The organism is Microvirga sp. VF16, from assembly GCF_016864375.1.
Classification (GTDB): domain Bacteria; phylum Pseudomonadota; class Alphaproteobacteria; order Rhizobiales; family Beijerinckiaceae; genus Microvirga.
On record NZ_CP069354.1, the window covers coordinates 4,094,227 to 4,105,358 of the forward strand.

Consider the following 11,132-nt stretch of genomic DNA (forward strand, 5'->3'; position numbering starts at 1 on the left):
AGATGTTCGACAACCGGGCGTCCCCGCGATGGGAAACGCCTGCACAGGTATTCATCCGGAGTGAGATTGATCTCTGGTCAGTTCACGGATCAATGGTATCACGTCCGCCATGCGGTAGGGCTTACAGACGAACCGAGCCTCCGGAGCGGCTCCGGAGAATCCAGATGGCAATGCGCCTACGACCATAATCACGACGATCTGCGGATTCTGTGTATGCGCGATACGGGTCAGATCAAAGCCGTTGAGAACTCCGGGTGTCGCGGCTTCCGTAAACAGTACGCTGACATCGTTGCGGCTTTGGAGGATGGTGGAGGCATAGTCGGCTGACGACGCCTCGATGACTTCAAAGCCCTCCTGATCAAGCACGTCGGCTGCCATGGCGCGAACATAGGGGTCCGGTTCAACGACGAGGACAACCGTTTGGGGAGAGGAGGCTTTGAATTCAGGCATGATCGCCGAGACACATAGGGCGATGATCCGCAACGTCAGGACTTGACGATAGAAAACTGCACTTCCCGCTCAGGAGTCGTATGTCGAAGAGCTTCGAGTGGCACCCGAGCTATGTGACATGCGTGATAATTAAAGAAATCGACAGGCCGCCCCAGCTTATGGTTTTATTCATTTATACATAGAGACAGCCCGCTTCGGGCTACATTTTGAAGTATTTTTGATTGATTATGCAGCGACCTACAGACGAGCAAATGAAGAAATGGAATGGCATTCTCAAAGCGTTGAAGGCAAAAAAACCAGGGGATTCATCGGAGCCTGGATCGAGCTTCGATACTCAAAACATAAAAGCGCGCATCGCGCGAACCATACCAACTAACATGGCCATCAAGCGGGAGCGTAAGCGGTTTCGCCCGAAATCGCCCCGAAAATAGGTACTTTGGTGGGCTCGGTGCGCCGCTATCATAAATAAGAATGGCATACATTTCAGGGCGTCGGGAACCGACCTGTTGATCTGGCCCGGATCAAAACCACTGTGCCTCTGAGTGTGGGCCTCCAGTGCGCGGTGTGGGATGCACCAGAACGTAGAACGGTCGTTCCCAGGCTCTCTGGCGTAATTGTTCGAAAGAGGATCGCGCTGTCTGACGGCACGGCCACATTGACAACGATCCATCTGCACCCTGTCGAGTAGGCTTGGCTTGGTGTAGACGCCAGCGCCCACCGGCGCTGAACCGCTAGACAGGCTATGGCCTGTCGGGAAGGGCGAATACAGGCAGGGTTCGGGTAGCCACCTGCTCCATCGTAAAGATGGTACGTCGCCAAGCCACTGTGGGCGGAACTCAGCGAATGAACTCTTCATTCACCGACTTTCTCTTCAATTTTTCTCTCCCTGTCTCTTCCAAAGGACGAACATCATTGGACCGATTGTTCTATCAGCCTTGGAAGGGACAGGGGGATAAAAGTGTGCAAGCAAAATCTAGCGAATGGGCTCGGCGCGCCCTGCGCACGACAATATTTCTGGTCAATTATGTGCAATCCGCTGATTGCCTGAAAGTGAGCGCTCCCGACCCAAGAGGGAGTGCGAACGAGAAGGCAATCAGCACAGGGACGCGTAAGCGTTCCTGTCCAATCCATACGTTTCTTGCGTGAGGTCCGTCGAAAGCCATTAGCACTGGCATTGTCGCTCACTCAGCAACTATGAGGGCGCAGGTCCACGCGAGAGCCACTCTCGCAGTTTCGTCCAGCGCTTCTTCATCTGCCCGCCTCTGACCGCCATGGCGACAGCCTTCTTCTGTCCCACCAACACGACCAGACGCTTGCCTCGGGTCACACCGGTATAGAGCAGGTTGCGGGCCAGCATCGTGAAGTGCTGGGTCACGACCGGAATGATCACGGCGGGATACTCTGAGCCCTGTGACTTGTGGATCGTGGTAGCGTACGCGGGTACTAGGGTGTCGAGTTCACCGAACGGATAGGACACTTCCCGCCCGTCGAATGAGGCGATCAGAGCGCCTTCCTCATCGTCGATCCGCACCACGGTCCCAAGGTCGCCGTTGAACACCTCCCGGTCATAGTCATTCTGCGTCTCCATCACCCGGTCTCCCGGCGAGAAGCGCCAGCCGAACCGCTCCACCTTGGCTGGTGGGTTGGGGTTGAGCACCTCCTGAAGCTGGATGTTGAGGTTGCGGGCTCCGAGCACACCTCGGTTCATCGGGCAGAGCACCTGGATGTCCTTCATCGGATCGAGCCCGAACCGGCGCGGCATGCGCTCCTTGATCATCTGGATGATTTTCGGCACGCCCTCCTCGGGATTGGCGATCTCCACGAAGTAGAAGTCGCTCTCTTCTCCCAGCTTCGGTGGCTCGGGCATCTGGCCTTTGTTGACGCGGTGGGCGTTCACCACGATCCGGCTCTCCGCCGCTTGCCTAAAGACCTCGGTCAGCCGCGCCACCTGAATGCGCTCCGAGGCGATGATATCGGCCAGCACCTGCCCCGAGCCGACCGAAGGCAACTGGTCCACATCACCCACCAGCAGCAGGCCCGCATGAGTCGGAATCGCCTTCGTCAGGGCATTCATCAGCGGCACATCGACCATCGAGGTTTCGTCCACCACCAGAAGGTCGCAATCGAGCGGGTTCTCCTCATTGCGCGAGAAGCCGCCGTGCTTCGGATCAATCTCCAACAAGCGGTGGATGGTTTTCGCCTCCAGCCCAGTCTGCTCCGTCATGCGCTTGGCCGCGCGCCCGGTAGGAGCCGCCAGGGCCACCTTGACGCCCTTGGCAACGAGCAGGCGCAAGATCGTGTCGAGCAGCGTCGTCTTGCCGACGCCGGGGCCGCCGGTCACCACTGCCACCTTGGAGCCGAGCACCAGTTTCAGAGCCTCGCGTTGCGAGGCCGCCAGGGTCTTGCCCGTGCGGCCCTCGACCCAAGGAATTGCCTTGTCGAGGTCGATCTCGGGCCAGGGCGGTGGACCCGACGCCCGCTCGATCAACCGGGATGCGATTGCCTGCTCGGCCAGATAGAGACCCTTGAGGAAGAGGCAGGTCTCGTCGCCAATCGTGTCCGAGACGACTTCTCCCTTCGAAAGTTCCTCGACGATGGCCGTGCGGATCAGGGCCGCGTCCACCTCAAGCAGTTGTTCCGCCAGTCGAGTGAGCGCCTCGACAGGCAAGGCGCAGTGCCCCTCATCGGTGGCGGTCTGGAGTGCGAATGAGATACCGGCCCGGATGCGCTGGGGGGCAATCTTTTCCATCCCGAGCTTGGTGGCAATGGCATCAGCCGTCCGGAAACCGATCCCGCGCACGTCTTTGGCGAGACGGTATGGGTCCTCGGTCATGACCTGGATGGCTTCATAGCCGTAGGTCTTGAAGATGCGCACTGCCCGCGCCGTCCCAACGCCATGCGCATGCAGGAAGATCATGATCTCCCGCACAGCTTTCTGCTCGGCCCAGCCTGAGATGATGCGGGAGGCGCGCATGGGTCCGATCCCAGAAACCTCGGTCAGGCGCTCAGGACTGGCTTCGATGATCTCGAAGGTGTCCACGCCAAAGGCAGCAACGATGCGCTTCGCCATGGCTGGTCCGATGCCGCGCATCTGCCCCGAGGCAAGATACTTCTCGATGCCCTCTGCCCCGGTCGGCGGGGTGGTCTTCAGAACCTCGGCCTTAAACTGGAGGCCATGATCTCGGTCGCTGATCCAGAGGCCGCTGGCGGTGATCCATTCGCCTGCGGAGACGGCAGGGGTATGGCCGACGACCGTCACAAGGTCACGCTTGCCTCGGGCATGCACCTTCAGGACGGCAAAGCCATTCTCCGCATTGTGGAAAGTGACGCGCTCCACCGAACCCGCAAGAGTTTCTGGGACAGGTCTCTGATCAGCCTGTGGCGGTCGGAACATCTGGTTCATGCTATCTGCTGGGAGGAATTCCCGGCCTCTTCGAATCTATCGCTGGATGGCACTGCTGACGAGGTGTGTCTCCTCGCTCCCTGCATCCGTCCGAAACCACCCGCACCGCCCTCGTGGGCAGGTGTTAGGAAGTTCAAAGCAAGCGGCAGGATGTCATGTCATACCTTGACCACTCCGTATGTTCTATGTTTGTTCTTTTTGCGACATTGAATGAGAGAGGCACCAGATCATGATTCGCATAGGATTAGACCGAAGGCTCGCCGCGCCGAGTGAGACCGAGCAGCAGGTGAAGGACATGAAGCGGACGCTCGCAAAAGCTGAGCAGCAGATCAGAAAGCTCCAAGAGAAGGTCGCGGATCAGAAGCAGCAGATTCGCGAGCTACAGGCTCAAGCCAAGCACGAGGATGGCCTTGCTGCCGAGCGAGAGGAACTCAAGGCTGAGGTCGCCGACCTGAAGGGCGAGACCAGGGAACTGACCCGCGCGAACCGGGAGCATGTAGCGAAGATTGAGACGCTCCGGGCCGAGAACGCGAGGCTGAAGGCTGGAGCAAAGGTCCAGCCGCCGAGCAGAATGGCCGCTCAGGCAGACCTCCGGGAGTCACGGCAGCCCTTGCTGTCCTGATGATCTGAGAGACAGACGGGTCTACGGTTCTCCCGTCATGACTCCTGGATAGTGTCTCCACGACCATCCATATCAACGGCATGGCGAAAACATCCAAGAGCAACCCAGGCCAAAGGCGAGGTGCGCGCAAATCACCTGAGCCCGCTGGCGCTCGGCTACCGATCCGCATCAGCGTGGATCGGGAGGCCCTCAACGCCTTGGACAAACGCGCCATCGCTGTCCAGGTCGGGATCGGAATCGTGGCAGGCTGGCTGGCAAGCTGGCTTGTTGGCGGCTCTGGCCTTCTTCACTACGTGGTCACCGGGCTTGCCGGATCACTCATCGGCGGCTTTCTTCTGGAGCGCTTTGGAATTGATCTCGGCATTCGCAATCAGACCGCCAGCCGCATTGCGACCGCAACTATTGGAGCGATGATCGTCGTCCTCCTCGCCCGCATCATCGGCTGAGAGGCATTACCAATTGCCACAGGGCGCACGACGGGCCACGTCCGAGATCACGAAACTCACCGAAGTGGGCACCATTTCAGTGAAATCAGCCGCAGCCTACCGCGCTCACATCACCAAGCGCACTCAGGCGGCTTGCTTGCCGCGCAACCGGGCAGTCCAGAACCGTCCTTTTTCTTTGCTGGCCACAGGTGGGATACAGTAAGGGGATAGATCGGACCGAGTTACCATAAGGCGGCGCAGGAATAGGGTGCCGCCGGGTCACTGCGGATCGGCAGGATTGGAATCATTGCGAGCGTCACCATGACAGCGGAAACCCGCCTCATTCCCGCTTGGCGGCTTCTGGATCGAGAGGGTCTTCATGCGCTCGTGGAGACACCAAGGCGCGGCCTACCCGAGGGCATCTTCCTTACCCCAGATCGTGCGCTGCACGAGATCAGTGTTGTCCCGCTGGTCATGGCCGCCCGTCAGGTGATTGAACGGGCTATCGCACAAGGCGGCTTGCCCCTCACCGCAACCGGTGCCCTGTCACGGGTCGATACGCGAGCACTCTTTGATCTGATCGACTGGCCCGACTATCCCAAGAATGAAGTCCTTGCCGTCAATCAGGTGCTGAATGAAGCCGATGCCCTGCCAATTCACATCACCCGCATCGTGCTCCAAGTGGCGGGCCTGCTGCGCCGTCGTGGAAAGATGCTGATCGCCACTAAGAAGGCTCAAGCCTTTCTGAACCCGAACGCATCCGCCGATCTCTTTGCGCTCTTGTTCGAGACTACCCTGTGGCGGGTCAGCCTCACCTATTTTGATCGGGCTCCGGTCGAGCACTGGCCGCAGGACCATATCGGCATTGTGCTCTGGTGTTTGTCCGTGGCGGCCAACAATTGGGCGGATGCCGATATGCTCGCCCAAGTCTGCACGGTACGCGACGAGCGTCTCGACCGTACAGTCAGGGACTTTTCTGGGCATGCCATGAGGAGCCGCGTGCTCCGCCCGCTCACGTGGTTGGGGCTGATGGAGATGGCCCGCCGAGATGATGAGGTCCAGGCCGACTGGATGCGGCCCTCCGTATTCCGGAAGACTGCCCTCTTCGATGCGGTGGTCGGATTCAAGGTCGAGGTGCCGGTGCGGACGGAAGCGGTCCACTGAGGAGCTTCAGGTAAAAGGGCGGGAGCGCTCCGCTCATATTGCCCTGCCGTCTCAAAACGGAGCAACCAAAGAAGCGAGTGAGTACGGCCTGACGGACACAGTCCGACTGCGCTTGCAGTATGAGGGGCACATGAGGGGACTACCAGAGAGATCGAGCCGATATAGCAGGCGTGATCCGCAGATCGAGGCGCAGAAGCTCAAACGCCGGTTTCAGGCTGTTTCGGATCGGAGCTTCCGCACCCGAGGTCCTCGCAAATTCAAACGCCGCTCCTGGGACAGGATCATCGTCGTTGCTAGGTTAGCCGCTGCCGCGATCTACATCTTCTACACTTGGGCTTGGAAATCGAACCTTTGGCTATCCGAGCAAGTGCGGCTCCAAGCGGCTTATATCACCGACTGCGCTTCGGCTCGTCGGTTGGGCATCGCACCTCTGTACAGGGGCTTTCCAGGGTACAGGGCGAGCCTGGACCGGGATGGTGACGGAATCGCCTGCGAGCCGTATCCGTTTTAGAACGAACGTCTGATGGGATCAGAGAAGACCTCCGCTTTGCGGTATCCTGAGAAGGCCATCCAGCTTGCGGCAAAAAACTGGCTCATCTGCCATCGCGGGTATTCAGGGGCTTTCGCCGATGAGGAAGGCCGAGCGCTCGCGTTGATCGTGTTGGCCTTCTTGACGGACGGCTGGGTCTCATCGAGGTCAGGGTGAATGTCACCCCAGACATCGTTGATTATCAGCCGGATCGCTCGCAGAGCCTGGAAAGCAAGTTTGCTGGTATCCTGGGGCCGCTCTATCGCCGAGAGGCAAGCCCAGCCGCAGAGGCGGGTCAGAACACCCCCGATCCAGGCCGGTTGATGAAGCTGTTAAGAAGCTCCGCAGGGTCTGTGGACAGGCTTTCCGCTTGGATATCCAGCCCCCCACCGCGTCCGCCACGAGCTTCCAGTGCCTCTTTTTCGCGATGTGTGCGACCAACAAAATCACAAGGATCATAGGTGCAATAGAGCACTGGCGTCCCAGACTTGCGGTACTTGCCACGCTTCTTCGTCGGCTGCCAGTCATCTAGGAGGACGACCTCCAGTCCGTTGACGATCATGAGATTGACAGCACCCTTTTCGTCGCCGTTGTCCTTACGCTTGGTGAAATAGACAAGTTGCCCGATAAAATACTGCTTCCCAGGAGGGCTGGCGATGTGACCCAGACGAACGATCTCGAACTCACCTGATGCCTGTGCATCGACGGCACCGGAATAAACTTTCTCGTAGATGGCGTACTCGTCGTCGGTCATGCCACCCTGAGCATGCTTCTTCTTGGCCCAACCGAAGAAGGTTTTTGGTTCGAGAAGCTGAACGACGCGCCACCACTCGTGATCGCCTTGGAGAGTGATGTTCTCATCACGGAGATAGACGAACAGTTTCACGGCAAGGTCAGATTGACCCTTCACGCCCGAAGCTGACTGAGTGTTGTCAAAGAAATGGGCGTTAATTACGGAAATTGCGCCAATGCGCGGGAGCTTCGACCAGGATGCGTCCTGGGAAGCCTTTTGAAGTTTTTTGGCCATAATAGAGATAAAATAGTTTCAGTATAAAATCCTGGGCAGTTTCGTGAGGTTCAAGCTCGTTCCCGAACATCTCCTGCTCATTATTTGTATTGTAGAAGTTACCAACTTTGCTATGCAATATGTTTCTCATTAATAATACAAGAGCTAATAAGAATAATATTATTAATGAGAAACATGTTTTCTCCGCTCAGACGAGCGAATAATTGCGCTTTCGCACTTCGGCCTTTCGGCCTTCAGGAAAGCTAATAGGCGGACCCTTGGCCTGCGGCCTCACGTCCTTTGATAAATTGGACGCCACGCCTTCAGCGCTCACGTCCTCAGCTAATAAACCGACCTGCACCCAGACGGGCTCAGGTCGGGCACGAAGTAAATACATTCCGGCCTTCGGCCTGAACGAACAAGTGCTCACGTCAGGAAGAGATACAGAACTAATACGTGAACGACAGAACGCCGCCTGGGTGTGAAAGGGGCCGGATAGGATTGAGCCAGCGCTAACAACCTACGCGCTGTTCCGTCTATTGAGGCGCTCCGCTAAACCCTGTTTCTGGTTGAAAGTCATCGAGGCTCTATATCAAGCGGCTTCATATCGCGACACCGGGTCCCAGATGCTGCTACTTGGTCCAGCAGGTTCCGGCCTTCACCCCGACCACCGCCTTGACGGAAACGCGGTTGCATAAGCTGCCTTCAGAGCGCATCTAGTTCCTGATTGAAAGCAAGCTCATCGGCGCTATCCCAGAACCATACTCCAAGTAGTTCGACCCACTCGACGCGGCCTTCCATGCTCAACTGCTCAATGAGGTTCTCTACTTCAACTTTTTGCACGGCAGGCACAATGGCAAGGCTACCGTCGATCTCGATGCTATCATTGAAGACGAGCGCACAGGCGATCAGATCGTTCTTATCTTGAAATAAGAGACCCAGGACAGGCTGGCTCTCGGGCTCACAATTGAGGAGCTTGCGGCGACAGATGATGTCAATGACTTGATGATAGGTCTGTCCGCAAATAATCAGTTTCGGGGTACGATATTTCATGAATTCCTTTCATAAGAGAATAGGCATTGGTTCGAGGTAGCGGCTAACGGCATTCTCGCTCAGTGGAGAGATCGTTTTCGGAGCGTTGCGTCGAGCCGCTATTGTGAGTTTCAGACTCTGATATCGCCTGGGTGGCAACGCGGTGAAAGCAAGCCGCGATGGCTGGACAATCGCGTAGATTTCGCCGCGCAACGTGGATGGCGTGATTGGCCGCAATGCAGTCGGCCATCGTGAGAACACTACCAGAAACTCATCGGGCGTCACAGGTCCCAGGGCAACGATCCCACGCATCATGCCGTCCTGGTTCAGCCAGACGCTCAGGGCAAGGTCGCGCCACCACCGATCTGTACGGCGGCGATAATCAACGACATTGCGTACCTCTACACGCCAAGACCAAAAGTCGGCGAACGATGACCGTGCAAGTTCGATCTCGACGACACAGAGGTTGCGAACTTCCCCTCTCATCATTCGGCGAGTGACACCGCCTGCATATCGGCGGGCGCATTTCTCGCACGCAAGTTGTCCGCATCGGTGATTAGTTCGACATATTCCACTCATACAATGATTTATCACCCGGAAGCGTTTTCGGCCTCCCCAATCTATTGAAAAGCAACGCCACATACCGCATTATCGAAGTGATAAGGCCGTTTGCTTCGCTCTGACGGCAATCCGTGCGAGCAGCAGTTTCCTGGCCAAAATTCTGATTAGTGGTAATCTGGGCTATCAATACTGAGAAGCCAATGACCGACCTTGTTGTTGCTGCGCATGCCCTTCCCTCACCTGACCTGATCAAGCTTGAACAAGACGCTGCCGAGATCGCCTCACATGCGCGCGCAGCCAATACTGTTCGCGCTTACCGGAATGACTGGGTACACTTTTCCTCATGGTGCCGCGATATGGGCCTCCAGGCGCTCCCTGCCCTGCCCCGGACCACCGCCCTCTACTTGTCGGCACATAAGAACCACTATGCCATGGCGACTCTCAATCGCCGCCTGTCCGCGATTGCAGCCGCCCACAGAATGGCTGATCACCCTTTCGACACTCGGTGTCGTGAAATCGCACTGGTAATGGACGGCCTACGACGCACTAAGACAGTCCGCCAGCGGCAGGTCACAGCGTTGACCACGCCGCTCCTCAAGCGTGCTCTCGACAAGACATTTGAATCCCTAGCGGATCAGCGAGACCGGACTCTGATCCTGATCGGGATGGCCGGGGCTCTCCGTCGCTCTGAACTTGTCGCGCTTGAAGTCTCGGACCTGACATTCTCACCGGAGGGGGTGCGGCTCGTGATCCGACGCTCCAAAGGGGATCAGCATGGGGAAGGTCAAGTAATCGCTATCGGACGCACCAGTACAAACCTTTGTCCCGTCGCCAACTTGGAAGCCTACTTGGAGCGGGCGGGCATTACCGGGGGTCGTGTTTTCAGGGCCATCGACAGGCACGGCAATGTCAAAGCCGGTATGACGGACCAGAGTGTGGCCCTCATCGTCAAGAAGCTCACTGGCCGTGCAGGTCTTGAAGGCGACTATTCCGGCCACAGCCTGCGCGCTGGCTTCGCGACGCAAGCTGCTCGACGCGGAGTGGAAGAGCGAAAGATCGCTTCGACCACTCGCCATAAGAATATGGATGTGCTCCGCAGATACATCCGCGAGGGCAGCCTTTTTGCAAACGCGATTACTACTGAACTTGGATTATAATTCTAAGTACACGCAGTTCAGCCTGTAGCAGACAGTTTATATTATTGTTTTTCGCGTCGGTAACGTGCTTTGATAAATAGAATGTATGAAGCACGATTGTGTTTCGTCATCAGACATACGCTCAGAAGCTAATCTCGGGGTGACTTCGCCCCAAAACGACAACCGGGAAGATATCGAAGGCAAGGACGTGTGATGGCGTCAGCCGCCTGACCGGAGGTTATGAGGTAGGGCGACCGACGAGACGGACATCATCAGTTGACGCTTGTGCGGGGAGGCCCGTAACGGACTTGGTGAGAAACGGCTGCTCGGCGGAAAGGAATTTCTGCGAAAGGCACTTCACAAAGAGGAGAAGTGTGTCTTGAGACTGCTTTGACCCTTCTCCGCATACAGCCCGATCCCTCAACAGTCGGGCGTATGAGCTATGATCATCCGATCATTAACCGTTTCGATCTTTAACACTCACCCGAGCGCAAGGTCCGTCGCGTGCGAAAGGGCTCTACGGAGCACACCCAGACGGGCAACCCCTAGCTCACCTCGTGGGACGGAGTGGATCGGAGATAGGGCTGCCCATGCTGGTATCGGGAAACCGCCAGCCGCTGAATAAACCCAGCATGCAGCTTGTTGAGCAATTCCGGACTCAGGGTACGAGAATTTGCGTTTATCTCCCCTTCCTGTCCTCATCATTATCCAGAGGACGGGAGGGGGAGAAACGCATCAAATCTTGGGTACGAGATGCACTCAAGAATCTGACTGATGAACTTCGAACAACTCATAGCTGGAGGA

General features: G+C 57.2%; 9 protein-coding genes. 5 read left to right on the top strand and 4 right to left on the bottom strand.

Annotated features, from left to right (window positions below; all coding sequences use genetic code 11):
- Positions 1–51 precede the first annotated feature (51 nt).
- Both JO965_RS19150 and JO965_RS19155 read right to left on the bottom strand, forming a co-directional pair.
- Positions 52–483: a response regulator gene (locus JO965_RS19150; protein WP_246776621.1), complete on the bottom strand. Its 432-nt coding sequence runs from the start codon at positions 481–483 to the stop codon at positions 52–54.
- 1,159 nt (positions 484–1,642) lie between these two features.
- Positions 1,643–3,853, bottom strand: a complete 2,211-nt coding sequence (locus JO965_RS19155; protein WP_203440599.1) for an ATP-dependent RecD-like DNA helicase — start codon at positions 3,851–3,853, stop codon at positions 1,643–1,645.
- Positions 3,854–4,082: 229 nt separating this feature from the next.
- Here JO965_RS19155 and JO965_RS19160 point away from each other — a divergent pair, with 229 nt between their 5' ends.
- The 4 genes from JO965_RS19160 to JO965_RS19175 all read left to right on the top strand — a co-directional run bounded on the left by JO965_RS19160 (position 4,083) and on the right by JO965_RS19175 (position 6,575).
- Positions 4,083–4,475, top strand: coding sequence for a hypothetical protein (locus JO965_RS19160; RefSeq protein WP_203440600.1), 393 nt, complete (start codon positions 4,083–4,085; stop codon positions 4,473–4,475).
- A gap of 197 nt (positions 4,476–4,672) precedes the next feature.
- A complete protein-coding gene (locus JO965_RS19165; protein ID WP_246776622.1) occupies positions 4,673–4,921 on the top strand; it encodes a GlsB/YeaQ/YmgE family stress response membrane protein in 249 nt (82 codons plus the stop codon).
- 300 nt (positions 4,922–5,221) lie between these two features.
- A complete protein-coding gene (locus JO965_RS19170) occupies positions 5,222–6,064 on the top strand; it encodes a hypothetical protein (protein ID WP_203440602.1) in 843 nt (280 codons plus the stop codon).
- Between the two features lie 130 nt (positions 6,065–6,194).
- Positions 6,195–6,575 (top strand): excalibur calcium-binding domain-containing protein, encoded by a 381-nt coding sequence (locus tag JO965_RS19175; RefSeq protein ID WP_203440603.1) that lies wholly within the window; start codon positions 6,195–6,197, stop codon positions 6,573–6,575.
- Between the two features lie 313 nt (positions 6,576–6,888).
- On the opposite strand, the gene JO965_RS19180 is transcribed toward JO965_RS19175, so the two are convergent.
- Together JO965_RS19180 and JO965_RS19185 are read right to left on the bottom strand one after the other, a co-directional pair.
- Complete coding sequence (locus JO965_RS19180; RefSeq protein WP_203440604.1) at positions 6,889–7,620, bottom strand: hypothetical protein; 732 nt, start codon at positions 7,618–7,620, stop codon at positions 6,889–6,891.
- Positions 7,621–8,304: 684 nt separating this feature from the next.
- Positions 8,305–8,652, bottom strand: coding sequence for a hypothetical protein (locus JO965_RS19185; RefSeq protein WP_203440605.1), 348 nt, complete (start codon positions 8,650–8,652; stop codon positions 8,305–8,307).
- 740 nt (positions 8,653–9,392) lie between these two features.
- Here JO965_RS19185 and JO965_RS19190 point away from each other — a divergent pair.
- Positions 9,393–10,349 (top strand): site-specific integrase, encoded by a 957-nt coding sequence (locus tag JO965_RS19190; protein WP_203440606.1) that lies wholly within the window; start codon positions 9,393–9,395, stop codon positions 10,347–10,349.
- Positions 10,350–11,132: the final 783 nt, after the last annotated feature.

Bases quoted from the DNA above. Each gene is read 5' to 3' on its own strand.
- JO965_RS19160 (WP_203440600.1), top strand. From the start codon at position 4,083: ATGATTCGCATAGGATTAGACCGAAGGCTCGCCGCGCCGAGTGAGACC.
- JO965_RS19175 (WP_203440603.1), top strand. From the start codon at position 6,195: ATGAGGGGACTACCAGAGAGATCGAGCCGATATAGCAGGCGTGATCCG.
- JO965_RS19155 (WP_203440599.1), bottom strand. From the start codon at position 3,853: ATGAACCAGATGTTCCGACCGCCACAGGCTGATCAGAGACCTGTCCCA.
- JO965_RS19170 (WP_203440602.1), top strand. From the start codon at position 5,222: ATGACAGCGGAAACCCGCCTCATTCCCGCTTGGCGGCTTCTGGATCGA.
- JO965_RS19185 (WP_203440605.1), bottom strand. From the start codon at position 8,652: ATGAAATATCGTACCCCGAAACTGATTATTTGCGGACAGACCTATCAT.
- JO965_RS19190 (WP_203440606.1), top strand. From the start codon at position 9,393: ATGACCGACCTTGTTGTTGCTGCGCATGCCCTTCCCTCACCTGACCTG.
- JO965_RS19180 (WP_203440604.1), bottom strand. From the start codon at position 7,620: ATGGCCAAAAAACTTCAAAAGGCTTCCCAGGACGCATCCTGGTCGAAG.